Here is a 17348-nt window from a genome sequence, read left to right on the forward strand (position 1 = left end):
GCTAGCGGAGCCTGGATTGGGTTTCAGGCTCCGCTAGCCAATCCCGGATAATCCCACCCCATGCCCGATCTCGCCCTTGAGGTGCGCCGCCGCCGCACCTTTGCCATCATCTCCCACCCCGACGCCGGCAAGACCACCCTGACCGAAAAGCTGCTGCTGTTCTCGGGCGCGATCAACATCGCCGGCTCGGTCAAGGCGCGCAAGGCCGCGCGCCACGCCACCTCCGACTGGATGGAGATCGAAAAGCAGCGCGGCATCTCGGTGGCCAGCTCGGTGATGCAGATGGAGTACCGCGACTGCGTCATCAACCTGCTCGACACCCCGGGGCACCAGGACTTTTCTGAAGACACCTACCGCGTGCTCACGGCGGTGGACGCGGCGCTGATGGTGATCGACGCCGCCAATGGCGTCGAGCCGCAGACGCGACGCCTGCTGCAGGTCTGCCGCGCACGCAATACGCCCATCCTGACCTTCGTCAACAAAATGGACCGCGAAGTGCAAGCGCCGCTGGACCTGATGGACGAGATCGAGCGCGAGCTCGGCATGACGGTGGTGCCCTTCACGTGGCCGGTGGGCATGGGCAAGCTGTTTCATGGCGTTTACGACCGGCGCTCGGACCAGATGCGGGTGTTTGATGCCGGCGCCGACCGCGTGGGCGGCGACGAAGAGGTACACGCCGGCCTAGACAACCCAGAGAGCGTCCGGCGCTTTGGCCTCGAGTGGCAGCAGGCCAAAGAGGAGATGGAGCTGCTGGCCGGCGCCGCCCCGGCCTTTGAGGCCAACGCCTTTTTGGCCGGGCAGCAAACGCCGATGCTGTTTGGCTCGGCGATCAACAACTTTGGCGTGCGCGAGGTGCTCGACGCGCTGGTCGATCTGGCCCCGCCGCCGGGCCCCAAACCGGCCTTGCAGCGCACGGTGCAGCCGACCGAGCCCAAGTTCAGTGGCGTGGTGTTCAAAATCCAGGCCAACATGGACCCGGCGCACCGCGACCGCATCGCTTTTGTGCGCTGCGCCAGCGGGCATTTCGAGCGCGGCATGAAGCTCAAGGTGGTGCGCTCGGGCAAAGAGCTGCGCCCCAACACCGTGGTCAGCTTTCTGAGCCAACGGCGCGAACTGCTCGACGAGGCCTTTGCCGGCGACATCATCGGCATCCCCAACCACGGCGTGCTGCAACTGGGCGACACGCTCACCGAAGGCGAGGCGCTGCAGTTCACCGGGCTGCCGTTTTTTGCGCCCGAGATCATCCGCAGCGTCGAAGTGGCCGACCCGCTGCGCGGCAAGCAGCTCAAGGCCGGTCTGACGCAGCTGGGCGAAGAAGGCGCGATCCAAGTCTTTAGGCCGATGGCGGGCACGGTGCTGATGCTGGGTGCCGTGGGGCAACTGCAGTTCGAGGTGGTGCAGCACCGGCTCGAGAGCGAATACGGTGTCAAGGCGCGCATCAGCCCCAGCCCCTACCAGGTGGCGCGCTGGGTCACCTGCGCACCCGAAGACGGCGGCGAGGCCGAGCTCAAGCGATTCATGCAAGCCAACCTGCACCGCATGGCCTGGGACGCGGTCGATGCGCCGACGCTGCTGGTGGACCACCAAGCGACGCTGCGCGCCGTCGAGGCCAATTGGCCCAAAATCCAGTTCCACGCCATGCGCGAGCACGCGGGGCTGGTGTTTCACAAGGCGATCTAGGCGGCTGCCGCCAACCAGCGCTCGACCGCGCGCGGGTAGATGATGTGCTCTTGCGTCAGCAGCCGGGCGGCCAGGGTGGATGCGGTGTCGTCGGGCAGCACCGGCAGCACCGCCTGCTCCAGAATCTGGCCGCTGTCCACCTCGGCCGTGACGTGGTGCACCGTGGCCCCGACAAAGCGGCAACCCAGATCGAGCGCGCGCTGGTGCGTGTGCAGCCCCGGAAACGCCGGCAACAGCGAGGGGTGGATGTTGAGCAGGCGCCCGGCGTAGTGCTGCACAAAGTCTGGCCCCAAGATGCGCATGAAACCCGCCAGCAGCACCAGCGCCGGCCTGCCGTGGGGGTCGAAGCGGTCGATGGCCTGCATCAGCGCGGCGTCGAAGGCGGCGCGGCTGGGGTAGTGTGCGTGCTCGAGCAGCGCCGTGGGCAAGCCCTGCGCTTGCGCCCAAGCCAGCCCGCCCGCCTGCGCCCGGTTGCTGAGCACACCAGCGATGCGCGCCCCGAAGCGCTGCTCCCAGTGCTGCTGCTGCGCCGCGCGCACCAAGGCCTGCATATTCGAGCCGGTGCCCGAAATCAGTACGACAATGTTCTTTGTTGCAACCATACAGATGCCTAGTGTAATGACTCCCATGAACCTGCCCGACCCTGCTGCGGACCCCAGCGTTGCCCCCAACGAGCACGACACCCCATCGCCCACCGCCTTCGAGCCGCTGACGGCGGTGCAGGCGCGCGTGCTCGCCACCCTGATGGAGAAAGCGCGCACCGTGCCCGACAGCTACCCGCTGACCCTCAACAGCCTGCTCTTGGGCTGCAACCAAAAATCGGCGCGCGACCCGGTGCTCAACCTGAGCGAGAGCGAAATCGCGCTGGCGCTCGACGGCCTGCGCCAGCGCACCCTGGTGTTCGAGAGCAGCGGCGGGCGCGTGCCGCGCTTTGAGCACAACTTCCAGCGCGCCGTGGGCGTGCCCGAGCAAGCCGCCGTGCTGCTGGGGCTGCTGATGCTGCGCGGGCCGCAGACCGCGGGCGAGCTGCGCCTGAACGCCGAGCGCTGGTACCGCTTCCTCGACATCGCTTCGGTCGAGGCCTTTTTGGAGGAACTGCAGCAGCGCCCGGCGCAAAAGGGCGGGCCGCTGGTGGCGCTGCTGCCGCGCCAGCCCGGTGCGCGCGAGCCGCGCTGGGCCCATCTGCTGTGTGGCGCACCGGCACCCGAGTTGCTGGCCGAGGCGGGGGGCGCTGGGCTGGGAATTGGAAAGGGGACGGAGCTGGCAACCCAACTGGCCGCGCTGGCCGAGCGCGTGCAGGCCCTAGAGCAGCAGGTGCAGGATTTGCAGCAGCGGCTGGAGCAGGCCGGGGTCTGAGCAGGCGTTGGCCCACAAGGGCCTTTGGCTGCTGCAGCCTAGGCCAGTTTTTGTGGTACGGCCCTACCCTGCCCGGCCCCACTCGGCCCTGCCTGAACCCGCTGTCACCGCCCGGACAGCGCTGCCGTTGGGTGCGTGCTACAAAGCGATGGTCGTGCCACGACGCCACAAAGGAGACCCACCCCATGGACTTGGCTTTTACGCCCGAAGAACAGGCTTTCAGAGCCGAAATCCGCGCTTGGGTGCGCGCCCACTTGCCGCCCGAACTGGCGCACAAGGTGCACCACGCCCTGCGCCTGAGCCGCGACGACCTGCAAGGCTGGGCCCGCATCCTCGGGCGCAAGGGCTGGCTGGCCAGCGGCTGGCCCAAGGCCTTCGGCGGCCCGGGCTGGACGGCGGTGCAAAAACACCTGTTCGAAGAAGAATGCGCCCTCGCCGGGGCTCCGCGCGTCATCCCCTTCGGCCCGGTGATGGTGGCCCCGGTGATCATGGCCTACGGCAACGCCGAGCAGCAGCAGCGCTTCCTGCCCGGCATCGCCAGCGGCGAGGTCTGGTGGTGTCAGGGCTACAGCGAGCCCGGCGCCGGCTCCGATCTGGCCAGCCTCAAAACCCGAGCCGAGCACCGGGGCGACCACTACTTGGTCAACGGCCAGAAAGCCTGGACCACGCTGGGCCAGCACGCCGACTGGATTTTTTGTCTGGTGCGCACCAGCCACGAAGGCAAGCCCCAGAGCGGCATCAGTTTTTTGCTGATCGACATGACATCGCCTGGCATCACGCTGCGCCCGGTGCGCCTGCTCGACGGCGAGTACGAAGTCAACGAGGTCTTTTTTGACGATGTGCAGGTGCCCCTCGGCAACCTGATTGGGGCCGAAAACAAGGGCTGGAACTACGCCAAGCACCTGCTCAGCCACGAGCGCACCAACATCGCTGAAGTCAACCGCGCCAAGCGCGAACTCGAGCGCCTCAAGCGCATCGCCCAAGCCGAAGGGGTGTGGAACGACAGCCGCTTTCGCGACCAGATCGCGCTGCTGGAGGTCGATGTGGTGGCGCTTGAGATGCTGGTGCTGCGCGTGCTGTCGGCCGAAAAATCGGGCAAAAACCCGCTCGACATCGCCGGCTTGCTCAAAATCCGTGGCAGCGAAATCCAGCAGCGCCTGGCCGAGCTGATGATGCTTGCCGCCGGCCCCTTTGCCCTGCCCTGCATCTTTGAAGCGCTGGAAGCCGGCTGGCAGGGCGACTTCCCCGGCGGCCCGAGCGCCAACGCGCCGCTGGCAGGCACCTACTTCAACTTGCGCAAAACCACGATTTACGGCGGCAGCAACGAGGTGCAACGCAACATCGTGGCCCAAACCCTGCTCGGCTAAGCCCCCTTTTTGGAGACCGTGATGGATTTCAATTTTTCCGACGAGCAACTGCAGCTGCGCGAGGCCGTGCAGCGCTGGGTGCACAAAGCCTACCCCTTCGAGCGTCGCCGCGCCGCCACCGCCGCCGGCGGCTTTGATCGTGCCGCTTGGAACGAACTGGCCGAACTCGGCCTGTGCGGCCTGACCGTGACCGATGCCCACGAGGGACTGGGGCTGGGCGCGGTGGAAGCCATGCTGGTGCAAGAGGAGCTGGGGCGCGGCTTGGTGCTCGAGCCCCTAGAGCAGACCTTTGTCGCCGCCTCGGTGCTGCAGGCCTTTGCGCCCACCAGCGTGCAAGCGCAGTGGTTGCCGCGCTTGGCCAGTGGCACGGCGCTGCTGGTGTTGGCGCACGTGGAACGGGGCTTGCGCCACCGGCTGGGGGCCGTGGCGACCCAAGCGGTCGCGCAGCCGGCCACTTCGCAAGCGGGGCGGCCTAGTGCCCAAAGCGCGGGGCAAGCCGAGCCGCAGGGCGAAGTCTGGCTGCTCGACGGCGCCAAGAGCCTGGTACCCGCCGGCGACTGCGCCGACGCCTTTCTGGTGCCGGCCCAGACCGCGCAGGGGCTGGCGCTGTTTTTGGTGCAACGCAGCGCCGCCGGGGTGCAAACCCGAGCCTACCAAACCCAGGACGGCAGCCGCGCCGCCGAAGTCGGCTTTGCGCACAGCCCGGCGCAGCTGCTCAGCGCCGATGGCTTGGCGGCGCTGGAGTGGGCCGCCGACGTCGGCATCGCCGCCGCTTGCGCCCAAGGCGTGGGCGTGATGGAGCAAACGCTGGCACTCACGCTCGAATACCTGAACACACGCCAGCAGTTCGGGGTGCCCATCGCCAGCTTTCAGGCCCTGCGCCACCGCGTGGCCGACATGAAAATGCAGCTCGAGCTGGCGCGCAGCATGAGCTACTACGCCACCCTCAAGCTCGGTGCGCCCGCCCCCGAACGGCGCCAAGCGCTGGCGCGCGCCAAGGTGCAGCTGGGGCAGTCGATGCGCTTCGTCGGCCAGCAAGCGGTGCAACTGCACGGCGGCATCGGCGTCACCGACGAGTACATCGTGAGCCACTGCTTCAAAAAGCTGACGCAGCTCGAGCTCACCTTGGGCGACACCCTGCACCACCTCGACGAGGTGTCGGCGCGCATGGGCGCCAGCGCCGGGGTGTTTGTCTAATTCAGCGCAGCAGCAGCCAAGTCAGGGCCAGCACCAGCATCAGCAAGGCCGTCAAAGCATACCAGGACCAAGGCCGTTTGGGTTCGGCATAGGGGTCTTGTAGGCTGCGCTCGGCCCCAGCAGGCAGCTGCGCCACACCGGTGAGCGCCGCCCCGAAGGGGATGTTGAGCCGCGCCCGGATGTTGACCGCCCAGCCGTTGGCATCGAGCAAAGGGCCTAGGTTGCGCTGGCGCAGCTTGAACCAAGCCAACAACATCGCCGGGCCGGAAATCAGCAGCAGCAGACCCACCAGCACCAGCGGCATCTGCCACAGCGGCAGGCGCAAAAAACCACCCATGATCGCAGCCAGCGCCGTGCCCAGCGCACCCAGCGCCAGCCCGATGGCGGCAAAAATGCCGGCAAAGCGCGCGATGTCGAAAGCCTGCGCGGACACCGGCGCGGCCGCACCCGGCGCCGCTGCCGCCGCCCCGGCTGCCGATTGGGCCTCGACGTTTTGCTCGCGCGCCGCCGCCAGACGCTGCGCCTGGGCGCTGATGAATCGGGCCAAACGCCGGTACGGCATCCAAAACGCTTGCCGCACGCTGATGGGTGCCTCGACCACGCGCAGCACCTGCGCCTTCCAGTCGCGCCCTTGGCGGTCGTAAAAGAGCGCATTGCGCCCGGCCACCAGCATCTCGTCGGCGTCGCCGCCGGTGAGGGCAGCGACGATGGTGATTGGCTCCTCGTCGGGGCGCACGCATTCGCAGTAGAGCAGGTAGGCGCCCGAGAGCGGGGCCAACTCGCTGTGGCGCTCTAGGTCGGACACGCGCAGGCACAGCGTGCAGCTGCGCTGGTCAATGTAGAGCGTGCCGGCTTGGAAGATGGCCGGCTCTTTCTGGCCGTAAAAATCGCTCAGGTTGACGAAGTTGCGCAGCAGCGGCACGAGGTCGCGGCGCAGCCGCAGCAGCAGCTCGAGCGCTTCGATGCCGGCGGCACTGGCATCGGCGCTGCGGTCTTGTTCGATCAGGGCCGCCAGCCGAGCCGGCGCGGGGCTGTCGAGCAACTGGCGCAGCGCGGCGGGGCTCCAGTCGGCCAGGGCGCCGTTGGGGCGCGCCGCCAGCCAAGCGCGGCAGTCGGCCAGGCGCGCACCCAGATCGTCCCACTGGGCGGGCGTCAGCGCTTCGCAGTCGCCCAGCAGCGGTTGCACCGCCACCTCGCGCAGCGCGGCCAAGCGGCTCTGCCACGCCGGGTTGACCCCTGCGCACAGAGGCAGAGCGGCCCCCGGCTGCACCCGTGCCAGCGGCAAGGCGGCCAGTTCGGCGCTGGCTGCGTGCAGGGTGAGGGGGGCCATCTCGGTGTAGCGCGCCTCGTCGGGGTTGAGCGCCGCCTCGGCGCGGGGGTCGAAGTCGAGCAGCCGGCAGCGGGTAAAAAAATCGTCCACCTTGGCCTGCACGGCGTCGTAGGCTTGCAGGGCGGCCGCTTCCTGTAAACCCGAGAGCGGCGGCGCATTGGTTGCCGCTTCTGGCGGCACTGTACCCGGCCCGTGCGGGGCGCTCAGGTGCCAGTCCAGCGCCTGCTGCGCCTGCTCCAAAAAGGCCGTCAGGCCCGCTTGCGTGGCCCCGGGCTGGCCGCTGCGGTCGGTCTGAGCGCCTTGGGTGGCGATGATGTGCGCGATCAGCTCGGCGCAGGCGGCGTCTGGGGCCAGCTCGGCCGGCACCACGCCATCGCCGTTGGGCAGGGTGGGCGGGAACAGGCGCGCCGGATCGCTCAGGTCGTCTAGGCACAGCTGCTCGGCTGTGGCTTTGCCCAGGCGCTGCAGAACCTGCTGCGCGGCGGCAAACAGGGAAGCCCCGGCTGCCGTGTCGGAGCGCAAAGCATCCAGCGGCAAGTCGGCACCGGGTTGAAACAGCAGCTGTGGGTTGTGCAGCTGCTCGCACACCCAGCGCACCGCGTGCAGCAGCTCAGGCACCCGGATGCTGCCGTCGCCGTCGGTGTCGATGCGCTGCAACGTGCGGCTGTCGAACTCGAGGCCACTGGTCGGGCAGGCGAGCACGGCCCACAGCTTTTGGTCAAGCTGATCGAGGCTGCGCAAATCCTGCGACGTTTCGATGCGCACTTGGTCAAAGCCGCCACTGCGAAAAAAACGCCAGCGATGCAGGCCGCTCATCTCCAAAGCTTCGCCCATTGTTGCCTCCAAAGAAAAAACCGCTGCCAGCGACCCAAGTGGCTGACAACGGTTGCAGATCCTAGCACTTTGCGCGGGCCCGGTGCCACCACCACCGCACCGAGCCCGTGCGCTGTATCAACGCAAGTCGAAGCGGTCCAGCTCCATCACCTTGACCCAAGCGGCGACAAAGTCCTGCACGAACTTGCGCTCGTTGCCGCGCTCGGCATAGACCTCGGCCAGGGCCCGCAGTTGCGAGTTGGAGCCAAACACCAGATCGGCCACGGTCGCGGTCCACTTCAGGGCGCCGCTCTTGCGGCAGCGGCCCTCGAGCACGTGCGGATTGGCGGCCGAACGCGCCCACACCGTGCCCATGTCGAGCAACTGGGTGTAGAAGTCGGTCGAGAGCACGCCGGGGCGCTGCGTGAACACGCCGTGGCGGCTGCCGCCGCTGTTGGCCCCGAGCACGCGCAGGCCGCCCACCAGCACCGTGAGTTCGGGCGCGGTAAGGGTCAAAAGCTGCGCGCGGTCGATCAGCAACTCGGCGGCGTGGGCTTCGCAGCCGGGAGCGGCGTAGTTGCGCAAGCCGTCGGCGCGCGGCTCGAGCACGGCAAACGAGGCCACATCGGTTTGCTCGGGCAGCGCGTCGGTGCGCCCGGGGTGAAACGGCACCTCAATGGCATGGCCCGCAGCCTTGGCCGCCGCCTCCACCGCTGCGCCGCCAGCGAGCACGATCAAGTCGGCCAGCGAGACTTTTTTGCCCGAACTGGCGTTGAAGCGCTGCTGGATGGCTTCGAGTTGGGCCAGCACGCTGGCGAGCTGCACCGGGTCGTTGGCGGCCCAGTCTTTTTGCGGCGCCAGCCGGATGCGCGCGCCGTTGGCGCCTCCGCGTTTGTCGGAACCGCGGAAGGTGCTCGCCGCGCCCCAGGCCGTGGCCACCAGTTGCGCCACGCTCAGGTTTGATGCCAGCACCTGGGCTTTGAGCGCCGCCACGTCGGCGGCGTCGATCAGCGGCTGCGTGGCGGCCGGCACCGGGTCTTGCCAGATCAGGACCTCGGGCGGCACCAGCTTGCCCTGGTAGCGCGCGCGCGGCCCCATGTCGCGGTGCGTGAGCTTGAACCAGGCGCGGGCAAAGGCGTCGGCGAACTCGGCCGGGTTTTGCTGAAAGCGGCGCGCGATTTTGTTGTAGGCCGGGTCGAAGCGCAGCGCCAAGTCGGCGGTGGTCATCATGGTCTTGACGCGCTTGGCGGGGTCGTGCGCCGCTGGGGCCAGGTCTTTGTCGGCCACGTTGACCGGCTCCCACTGCCAGGCGCCGGCCGGGCTCTTGACCAGATTCCAGTCGTAGCCAAACAGCATCTCGAAGTAGCTGTGGTCCCACTGCGTCGGGGTCGGGGTCCAAGCGCCTTCGATGCCGCTGGTGATGGTGTCGCCGCCCTTGCCCGTGCCCAGGCTGTTGGCCCAGCCCAAGCCCTGCTGCTCGATCGGCGCGCCTTCGGGCTCGCGCCCCACGTGCGACTCCAGCCCGGCCCCGTGCGCCTTGCCAAAGGTGTGGCCGCCGGCCACCAAGGCCACGGTTTCCTCGTCGTTCATGGCCATGCGCGCGAAGGTCTCGCGGATGTCGCGCGCCGAGGCCAGCGCATCGGGCACGCCGTTGGGGCCCTGCGGGTTGACGTAAATCAGGCCCATCTGCACCGCGCCCAGCGGTTTGGCCAGATCGCGCTCGCCGCTGTAGCGCTTGTCGCCCAGCCACTCGGTTTCGGGGCCCCACCAGATGTCGTCCTGCGGCTCCCAGATGTCGGGGCGGCCACCGGCAAAGCCAAAGGTCTTGAAGCCCATAGACTCCAGCGCCACGTTGCCGGTGAGGATGAGCAAATCGGCCCACGACAGGTGCTTGCCGTACTTTTGCTTGATCGGCCACAGCAGGCGCCGCGCCTTGTCGAGGTTGCCGTTGTCGGGCCAGCTGTTCTCGGGGGCAAAACGCTGCGCGCCGTGGCCGGCACCGCCGCGGCCGTCGTGGATGCGGTAGGTGCCGGCGGCGTGCCAGGCCATGCGGATAAAGAAGGGGCCGTAGTGGCCGTAGTCGGCCGGCCACCAGTCTTGCGAGTCGGTCATCAGCGCCTTGAGGTCTTGCACCACAGCGTCGAGGTCGAGTTCGGCGAAGGCTTTTTTGTAATCAAAGTCTTTGCCCATCGGGTTCGATTTGCAGCCGTGCTGGTGCAGGATGCGCAGATTGAGCTGCTCGGGCCACCAGTCGCGGTTCGAGCGCACGCCCGCCACCGCCGGGGCGGTGGGCGCACCGTGGAAAGGGCATTTGGATTCGGTCGTCATGGTCTCATCTCCTGGTTGAAAAAGTGGACGGGGGGGGTGGACAGGTGCGTACAGTGTAGGCCGAGGCTATCGGGTGCGGGGATTGGTTTTGTCTAATCGATCAATAGGATCGGTGCGCGGTTGCGGGCCGGCCAATTCGCGCTGCACCGTGCTCAGGCGTGCAGCCGCGAGTGGCGTGGCAGGCGCGCGGCCAGAAACTCCATCTGGTCGGCCAAGATGCGGCGGTTGCGCAAAATAAAGTCCTCCCACAAGCTGGGCACGTAGGGGGTGTAGAGCAGCGGCATGCGCGCTTGTTCGGGCGTGCGGTTGCCCTTGCGGTGGTTGCAGCTGCGGCAGGCCGTGACCACGTTCATCCATTGGTCGCCGCCTTTTTGGGCCAGCGGCCGGATGTGCTCGCGCGTTAGAAACGATTCGGGGAACGAGTCGCCACAGTAGGCGCACAGGCTGCGGTCGCGGGCGAACAGCTTTTCGTTGTTCAGGCTGGGCTTGAGCTCGAAGGGGTTGATGTTGGGCACGCCGACCGTGCCGATGATGGAGTTGACCTCGATCACCGACTGCAGCCCGCTGGCGGCGTTGATACCGCCCCGAAACCGCGCCACGCGCAGGCCCGCCTCCCAGCGCACCTCGCCGGCTGCGTAGTGCAGCACGGCCTGCTCTAGGCTGATCCACGACTGCGGCACGCCCTGTGCCGACAATTTCAAGACCTTCACCAAACCTTGCCTCCGCGTGCTTTGGCCTTGGCCGCCACGCGCCGCGCAGCCACCCGAACCACCACAGAAACCCGGCCCACCGGCAACCGAGCCAAGGCAGCGGCGGGCAGAGGCGAAACCCATGTGGGTTTGTGTCAATATAGCGCGCTTTGGTTGCGGTTCGGCGACACCCGGCCCAAATCTTTACCCTTTACGCATGAAAATCATCCAAGGCATGGCCAACCTGCTGCGCCAGACCCGCTCCCAAGGGGGCTGCGCGCTCACCATTGGCAACTTCGACGGCGTGCACCGTGGCCACCAAGCCATGCTGGCGCTGCTGGGCAATGAGGCGCGCCACCGCGGCCTGCCCAGTTGCGCCCTCACTTTCGAGCCGCACCCGCGCGACTATTTCGCGCAAAAATACCGCCAGCCCGATCTGGCCCCGGCGCGCATCGCCACCTTGCGCGACAAGCTGCACGAGCTGCGCCGCTGCGGCGTGGAGCGGTGCGTGATCCTGCCCTTTGACGAGCGCTTGGCGACGCTGCCGGCGCAGGCCTTCATCGACCAGGTGCTGATCGGGGCGCTGGGCGCGCGCTACGTGCTGGTGGGCGACGATTTCCGCTTTGGCGCCCAGCGCCGCGGCGACTACGCGCTGCTCGATGCCGCAGGCAGCGCCCAGGGCTTCGACGTGGCGCGCATGATGAGCTACGAGGTGCACGGTCTGCGCGTCTCCAGCTCCGAGGTGCGCGAGGCGCTGGCCGCTGGCCGCATGACCGATGTGGCCGCCCTGCTGGGCCGGCCCTACGCCATCAGCGGCCACGTGGTGCATGGGCGCAAGCTTGGGCGCGCGCTGGGCGCGTCGGCCAGCGGGGCCGACGACGGCTTTCGCACCCTGAACCTGCGCTTTGACCACTGGAAGCCCGCCGCCAGCGGCATTTTCGTGGTGCAAGTGCACGGGCTGGACCCAGACCCGGCGGCACCGCCGCTGCCCGGCGTGGCCAACCTTGGCGTGCGGCCCTCGCTCGACCCCAACGACGCCAACGGCGGCCGCGTGCTGCTAGAGACCCACTGCCTAGACTGGCCCGAGCGCGTGCAGCAGGCCCTGCGCAGCGCCACCACGCCGGGTGAGGCCTACGGTAAAATCATTCGCGTCGAACTGCTGCACAAACTGCACGACGAGCTGCGCTACGATGGCCTCGAGGCCCTCACGCGCGGCATCGCACAAGACTGCGCCGACGCCCGCGCCTGGTTTGCCGCCCGGTCTGCAGCCCCCACCTGAGCACGCCCATTCGGGGCTGGCGCGGCACCCTCTCTGTCAGCCGGCCCGCTCACCGCACCCCCCTACCGCCATTGCCATGCCAGACGCCACCCCGACCGACTACAGCGCCACGCTGAACCTGCCCGACACGCCCTTTCCCATGCGCGGCAACCTGCCGCAGCGCGAACCGGGTTGGGTGCAAGAGTGGAACGAGCACGGCCTGTACCAGCGCCTGCGCGCCGCGCGCGTGGGTGCGCCCAAGTTCATCTTGCACGACGGCCCGCCCTATGCCAACGGCCAGATCCACATCGGGCACGCGGTCAACAAGGTGCTCAAAGACATGATCGTCAAAGCGCGCCAGCTGGCCGGCTTTGACGCGCAGTACATCCCGGGCTGGGACTGCCACGGCCTGCCGATCGAGAACGCGATTGAAAAGCTGCACGGCCGCAAGCTGTCGCGCGATCAGATGCAGACCAAGGCACGCGCCTTCGCCACCGAGCAGATCGCGCAGCAGATGGCCGACTTCCAGCGCTTGGGCGTGCTGGGCCAGTGGGGCCAGCCCTACAAAACCATGGACTTCGCCACCGAAGCCCACGAGATCCGCGCCTTCAAGCGCATGATGGAGCGCGGCTTCGTCTATCGCGGCCTCAAGCCGGTCTATTGGTGCTTCGACTGCGGTTCCTCGCTGGCCGAGTTCGAGATCGAGTACCAAGACAAGCAAAGCCAGAGCCTGGACGTGGGCTTTTTGTGCGCCGAACCGGCCAAACTGCTGCACGCCTTCTTTGGCCACAGCGGCCTGCCGCACGTGGATACCGCCGAGCTTGCGCGCCAGCCCATGTACGCCGTGATCTGGACCACCACCGCTTGGACCATTCCGGCCAACCAGGCCCTGAACCTCAACCCCGAGCTGATCTACGCGCTGGTGCACACGCCGCGCGGCTTGCTGGTGCTGGCCGAATCGCTGGTGGAAAAATGCCTGGTGCGCTTTCAGTTGCAAGGCAGCGTGCTCGCCACCGCCCCCGGCCGGGCGCTGGAGCTGATCAATTTCCAGCACCCGCTGGCGCACGTGCACCCCGGTTACGAGCGCTCAAGCCCCATTTATCTGGCCGACTACGCCACCGCCCAAGACGGCACCGGCATCGTGCACTCGGCCCCGGCCTATGGCGTGGAAGACTTCAACTCCTGCGTCGCCCACGGCCTGAAGCTGGACGAAATCCTCAACCCGGTGCAGGGCAACGGCCAGTACGACGAGGCGCTGCCCCTGTTTGGCGGCCTCAACATCTGGAAGGCCTGCTCGGTGATCATCGACACCCTGCGCGCGCACGGCCGGCTGTTTGGCACCGAGACCATCAGCCACAGCTACCCGCACTGCTGGCGCCACAAAACGCCGGTGATCTACCGCGCCGCCGCGCAGTGGTTCGTGCGCATGGACGCAGGCAGCGGCGTGTTCACGCAAGACGCCGCCGAGCAGACGCTGCGCCAGTCGGCGCTGCAAGCCATCGAGCAAACGCGCTTTTACCCCGAAAACGGCCGCACCCGGCTGCGCGACATGATCGCCAACCGGCCCGACTGGTGCATCAGCCGCCAGCGCTCCTGGGGCGTGCCGCTGCCCTTTTTGCTGCACCTCGACAGCGGCGAGCCGCACCCGCGCACGCTCGAGATCATCGACCTAGCCGCCGAGGTGGTGGAAGCGGGCGGCATCGAGGCCTGGAGCCAGCTCAGCGTGGCCGAGATTTTGGCGCGCATCGACGACGCCGCCGACCCGGCGCACTACAGCAAGAGCAGCGACATTCTGGAAGTCTGGTTCGACTCGGGCACCACCCACACCACCGTGCTCAAGGGCAGCCACGCCGGCGCCGGGCACGAGCACGGCCCCGAGGCCGACCTCTACCTCGAAGGCCACGACCAGCATCGCGGCTGGTTCCACAGCTCGCTGCTCACCGCCTGCGCCCTGTACGGCCGCGCGCCGTACAAGGGCTTGCTCACGCACGGCTTCACCGTCGATGGCCAAGGCCGCAAGATGAGCAAGAGCGTGGGCAACGTGGTGGCGCCGCAGCAGATCAGCTCCAAGCTCGGGGCCGAGATCATCCGCCTGTGGGTGGCGGCCACCGATTATTCGGGCGATCTGGCGATCGACGACAAAATTCTGGCGCGCGTGGTCGATGCCTACCGGCGCATGCGCAACACGCTGCGCTTTTTGCTCGCCAACATCAGCGACTTCGACCCCGCCACCGACGGCGTGCCCGAGTCCGAACTGCTGGAGATCGACCGCTACGCCCTGAGCCGCGCGGCCGCCTTGCAGGCCGAGGTGCTGGCGCACTACCAAGAGTACGAGTTCCACCCCGTGGTCGCCAAGCTGCAAGTCTATTGCTCCGAAGACTTGGGCGCCTTCTACCTCGACGTGCTCAAAGACCGCCTCTACACCAGCGCCCCCAAGAGCCTGGCACGGCGCAGCGCCCAGACCGCGCTGCACCAGATCACGCACGCGCTGCTGCGCTGGATGGCGCCGTTTTTGAGCTTCACCGCTGAGGAGGCGTGGAAATTGGTCGGCCACACCGAGTCGATCTACACCGAGACCTACCTGCCGCTGCCCAGCCCCAACCAGGCCTTGCTGGCCAAGTGGGGCCGCCTGCGCGAGCTGCGCACGGTGGTCAACAAGGCGATCGAAGATGTGCGCAGCAGCGGCAGCCTAGGCTCCTCGCTGCAAGCCAACCTGAGGCTCACGCTCGACGCCGAAGACTTGGCGCTGCTGCGCAGCCTAGGCGACGAGCTCAAATTTGTGTTCATCGTCTCGGCCGTCGAGCTGCAGCCGGGCGCGCAGCTGGCGGTGCAGGTGCGCCCAGCCAGCGCCCCCAAGTGCGCGCGCTGCTGGCATTACCGCGACGACGTGGGCCACGACCCGGCGCACCCCGAGCTCTGTGGCCGCTGCACCAGCAACCTGTACGGCAGCGGCGAAGTGCGCCACGTAGCCTAAGAGGCTGCACCTTTTTATACAAAGCGCCCCATGGCCAAATCATCCCCCACCAGCCTCTGGCTCTGGCTCGCGCTGGCCGCCGCCATCGTGCTGGCCGACCAGTTCACGAAAACGCTCATCGTCGCCACCTTCGACCACGGCGAAGCGCTGCGCATCAGCTCGTTTTTCAACCTCACGCGGCACCACAACCCGGGCGCGGCCTTTTCGCTGTTGGCCGACGCCGGTGGCTGGCAGCGCTGGTTTCTGAGCGCGGTGGCGGTGGCGGCCAGCGCCTTCATCGTATGGCTGCTGCACAAGCACCACAGCCAGCGCCTGTTTGCTTTTTCGATCGCTTGCATCATGGGCGGGGCCATCGGCAACCTGATCGACCGGCTGCTGCACGGCCACGTGATCGACATGCTCGACTTTCACTTCCGCTGGCTGCAGCCGGTGTTTCACGGCGGCCACTTTCCCACCTTCAACTTGGCCGACATGGCGATCACGCTAGGCGCGTGCGGTATCATCATCGACGAAATCCGGCGCGTGCGGCGCTCGCGCGCCTGAGTTGGTGCGCCGGCCCCGACGCCCTCACTCGATCGTCAGCCGCTGGCCGCTGCGGCCGCGCTTCTTGGGCAGCGTGAGCGTCAACACGCCGTGCTCGTACTTGGCTTTGGCCTCGGCCTCGTCGATCTCGAGCGGCAACTGAAAGCTGCGCGCCACCGAGCCGTAGTAGCGCTCGCTGCGCAGCAGTTTATCGTCTGAGGTCTGGCGGTCCTGCTGCCGGACCTCGGCGCGCAGGCTCACGATGCTGCCATCGATGTTGACGTGAATGTCTTCACGCGCCACACCCGGGATTTCGGCCTGCACCTGGTAGGCCTCCGGCGTTTCGCTCACATCGACCTTGATCGACTGCGGCAGCGCGTCGCCGTGCAGCGGTTTGATGAAAAAACCGGGCGAGGCCATGTCTTTGAAAAAGTCGTCGAACAGGCTGCCCCGTGGAATCAGGTGGTTCATGATGCGTGCACTCCTTTGCTAGACACTGCGGTTGATGAGACCCTTGTTGGGCCGCAAACCCTTGCGGCCACAGGCACAATCTAGCGGCGACGGATGGCGATTTCAAGACCCCAAAAACGCCCACAACGGCGCCCACAATGGCGCCCACAACGACGCCCGCAACGGCGCCCTGCCGCCGCCTTTAGGGCAACAGCACCGTGGCGCCCACGGTCTGGCGCGCCTCCAGCGCTTGGTGCGCCTGCTGCACCTGCGCCAGCGGGTAGCGCTGCTCGACGTGGATCTGCACCGCCCCGCTGCCCACCACGGCAAACAGTTCGTCGGCCATGGCTTGGGTGCGCGCGCGGCTGGTGATGTGGTGAAACAGAGTCTGGCGCGTGACATAGACCGAGCCCTTGGCCGCCAGCAGCGCCGGGGCAAAGGCCGGCACCGGGCCCGAGGCGTTGCCAAAGCTCACCAGCAGGCCAAAAGGCGCTAGGCTGTCGAGCGAGCCCTCCCAGGTGTCTTTGCCCACGCCGTCATAGACCACCTTCACGCCGCTGCCCGCAGTCAGGGCGCGCACGCGTTCGGCCACGTTTTCGTGCCGGTAGTTGATCGCGTGCACGGCCCCATTGGCCAGCGCCAGCGCGCATTTTTCGTCCGTGCCCGCAGTGGCGATCAGGCGCAGGCCGAGCGCGCGCGCCCACTGGCAAACGATCAGCCCAACGCCGCCCGCCGCCGCGTGGAACAGCACCCAGTCGCCCGCTTGCAAGCCCTCGACCGGCTTGCAGTGGCGCAGCAGGTATTGGGCCGTCAGGCCCTTGAGCATCATGGCCGCGCCCTGCTCAAAGCCGATGTCCTCGGGCAGGCGGCAAACGTTCATGGCCGGCAGCACGCGCGCGTCGCAGTAGCTGCCTGGCGGCTGGCTGGCGTAGGCGGCGCGGTCACCGACCTGCAGGTGCTCCACGCCCGCGCCCACGGCCTCGATCACGCCCGCGCCCTCCATGCCTAAGCGCAATGGCAGCGGCAGCGGGTACAGGCCGCTGCGCTGATAAACGTCGATGTAGTTGAGCCCGATGGCGTGGTGGCGGATGCGCACCTCGCCCGGGCCGGGGTCGCCCACCGGGGCCTCGATCAGGTGCATCTGCTCGGGGCCGCCGGTTTGCTCGATCACGACGGCGCGGCTGTGGGTGGTGCTCATGGGGGGGGGTTCCTGAAAATGAGTGGGTTGGGGCAATACCGGCACACCAGCGAGCGGCGCAATGTGTGCACCGCAAAGGCTGGAGCCAAAGGCTTGCATTGCTGGCGGCCAAAACGCCAATGGTGCCACGAAATCAGCAGCGCCCAAAACCGGCACTGCAAACCCCTTGCCAAGGCCGCGAGCGCG

Annotated in this window: 13 protein-coding genes; 7 read left to right on the forward strand and 6 right to left on the reverse strand. The window is 67.6% G+C overall.

Annotation, left to right across the window (positions count from 1 at the left end):
- The first annotated feature begins 60 nt into the window (after positions 1–60).
- On the forward strand, positions 61–1680 hold the full coding sequence (locus SMCB_RS08645) for a peptide chain release factor 3 (protein ID WP_045536350.1): 1620 nt from the start codon (positions 61–63) through the stop codon (positions 1678–1680).
- Here SMCB_RS08645 and purN read toward each other — a convergent pair.
- The gene (gene purN, locus SMCB_RS08650; RefSeq protein ID WP_045536351.1) at positions 1677–2282 is read right to left on the reverse strand and encodes a phosphoribosylglycinamide formyltransferase; all 606 of its coding nucleotides are present in this window, start codon (positions 2280–2282) and stop codon (positions 1677–1679) included. The genes SMCB_RS08645 and purN overlap by 4 nt on opposite strands.
- Before the next feature lie 25 nt (positions 2283–2307).
- Here purN and SMCB_RS08655 point away from each other — a divergent pair, with 25 nt between their 5' ends.
- The 3 genes from SMCB_RS08655 (at position 2308) to SMCB_RS08665 (ending at position 5600) form a co-directional block, all read left to right on the forward strand.
- Positions 2308–3036, forward strand: coding sequence for a YceH family protein (locus SMCB_RS08655; RefSeq protein ID WP_082027325.1), 729 nt, complete (start codon positions 2308–2310; stop codon positions 3034–3036).
- Between the two features lie 185 nt (positions 3037–3221).
- Positions 3222–4403, forward strand: a complete 1182-nt coding sequence (locus tag SMCB_RS08660) for an acyl-CoA dehydrogenase family protein (protein WP_045536352.1) — start codon at positions 3222–3224, stop codon at positions 4401–4403.
- Between the two features lie 21 nt (positions 4404–4424).
- Complete coding sequence (locus SMCB_RS08665; RefSeq protein ID WP_045536353.1) at positions 4425–5600, forward strand: acyl-CoA dehydrogenase family protein; 1176 nt, start codon at positions 4425–4427, stop codon at positions 5598–5600.
- 1 nt (position 5601) lies between these two features.
- Here SMCB_RS08665 and SMCB_RS08670 read toward each other — a convergent pair whose 3' ends face one another.
- The 3 genes from SMCB_RS08670 to SMCB_RS08680 form a co-directional block, all read right to left on the reverse strand.
- A complete protein-coding gene (locus SMCB_RS08670) occupies positions 5602–7764 on the reverse strand; it encodes a hypothetical protein (protein ID WP_045536355.1) in 2163 nt (720 codons plus the stop codon).
- Positions 7765–7881: 117 nt separating this feature from the next.
- Positions 7882–10071, reverse strand: a complete 2190-nt coding sequence (gene katG / locus SMCB_RS08675; RefSeq protein WP_045536357.1) for a catalase/peroxidase HPI — start codon at positions 10069–10071, stop codon at positions 7882–7884.
- A 152-nt stretch (positions 10072–10223) separates the two neighbouring features.
- Positions 10224–10781 carry an HNH endonuclease gene (locus tag SMCB_RS08680; protein ID WP_045537918.1) on the reverse strand — a complete coding sequence of 186 codons (558 nt, stop codon included), beginning with the start codon at positions 10779–10781 and terminating at the stop codon, positions 10224–10226.
- A gap of 196 nt (positions 10782–10977) precedes the next feature.
- Between SMCB_RS08680 and SMCB_RS08685 the strand changes: the two genes are divergently transcribed.
- The 3 genes from SMCB_RS08685 to lspA all read left to right on the forward strand — a co-directional run bounded on the left by SMCB_RS08685 (position 10978) and on the right by lspA (position 15535).
- Complete coding sequence (locus SMCB_RS08685) at positions 10978–12039, forward strand: bifunctional riboflavin kinase/FAD synthetase (RefSeq protein WP_045536359.1); 1062 nt, start codon at positions 10978–10980, stop codon at positions 12037–12039.
- 76 nt (positions 12040–12115) lie between these two features.
- Positions 12116–14992: an isoleucine--tRNA ligase gene (gene ileS, locus SMCB_RS08690; RefSeq protein WP_045536361.1), complete on the forward strand. Its 2877-nt coding sequence runs from the start codon at positions 12116–12118 to the stop codon at positions 14990–14992.
- A 30-nt stretch (positions 14993–15022) separates the two neighbouring features.
- Positions 15023–15535 carry a signal peptidase II gene (lspA, locus tag SMCB_RS08695; protein WP_045536362.1) on the forward strand — a complete coding sequence of 171 codons (513 nt, stop codon included), beginning with the start codon at positions 15023–15025 and terminating at the stop codon, positions 15533–15535.
- A 24-nt stretch (positions 15536–15559) separates the two neighbouring features.
- Here lspA and SMCB_RS08700 read toward each other — a convergent pair whose 3' ends face one another.
- Together SMCB_RS08700 and SMCB_RS08705 are read right to left on the reverse strand one after the other, a co-directional pair.
- Positions 15560–15985: an Hsp20/alpha crystallin family protein gene (locus SMCB_RS08700; RefSeq protein WP_045536364.1), complete on the reverse strand. Its 426-nt coding sequence runs from the start codon at positions 15983–15985 to the stop codon at positions 15560–15562.
- A 181-nt stretch (positions 15986–16166) separates the two neighbouring features.
- Positions 16167–17162: a quinone oxidoreductase family protein gene (locus tag SMCB_RS08705; protein WP_045536366.1), complete on the reverse strand. Its 996-nt coding sequence runs from the start codon at positions 17160–17162 to the stop codon at positions 16167–16169.
- Positions 17163–17348 lie beyond the last annotated feature (186 nt).

Source organism: Serpentinimonas maccroryi (genome assembly GCF_000828915.1).
GTDB classification, from domain to species: domain Bacteria; phylum Pseudomonadota; class Gammaproteobacteria; order Burkholderiales; family Burkholderiaceae_C; genus Serpentinimonas; species Serpentinimonas maccroryi.

Bases quoted from the DNA above. Each gene is read 5' to 3' on its own strand.
- SMCB_RS08645 (WP_045536350.1), top strand. From the start codon at position 61: ATGCCCGATCTCGCCCTTGAGGTGCGCCGCCGCCGCACCTTTGCCATC.
- purN (WP_045536351.1), bottom strand. From the start codon at position 2,282: ATGGTTGCAACAAAGAACATTGTCGTACTGATTTCGGGCACCGGCTCG.
- SMCB_RS08655 (WP_082027325.1), top strand. From the start codon at position 2,308: ATGAACCTGCCCGACCCTGCTGCGGACCCCAGCGTTGCCCCCAACGAG.
- SMCB_RS08660 (WP_045536352.1), top strand. From the start codon at position 3,222: ATGGACTTGGCTTTTACGCCCGAAGAACAGGCTTTCAGAGCCGAAATC.
- SMCB_RS08665 (WP_045536353.1), top strand. From the start codon at position 4,425: ATGGATTTCAATTTTTCCGACGAGCAACTGCAGCTGCGCGAGGCCGTG.
- SMCB_RS08670 (WP_045536355.1), bottom strand. From the start codon at position 7,764: ATGGGCGAAGCTTTGGAGATGAGCGGCCTGCATCGCTGGCGTTTTTTT.
- katG (WP_045536357.1), bottom strand. From the start codon at position 10,071: ATGACGACCGAATCCAAATGCCCTTTCCACGGTGCGCCCACCGCCCCG.
- SMCB_RS08685 (WP_045536359.1), top strand. From the start codon at position 10,978: ATGAAAATCATCCAAGGCATGGCCAACCTGCTGCGCCAGACCCGCTCC.
- ileS (WP_045536361.1), top strand. From the start codon at position 12,116: ATGCCAGACGCCACCCCGACCGACTACAGCGCCACGCTGAACCTGCCC.
- lspA (WP_045536362.1), top strand. From the start codon at position 15,023: ATGGCCAAATCATCCCCCACCAGCCTCTGGCTCTGGCTCGCGCTGGCC.
- SMCB_RS08700 (WP_045536364.1), bottom strand. From the start codon at position 15,985: ATGAACCACCTGATTCCACGGGGCAGCCTGTTCGACGACTTTTTCAAA.
- SMCB_RS08705 (WP_045536366.1), bottom strand. From the start codon at position 17,162: ATGAGCACCACCCACAGCCGCGCCGTCGTGATCGAGCAAACCGGCGGC.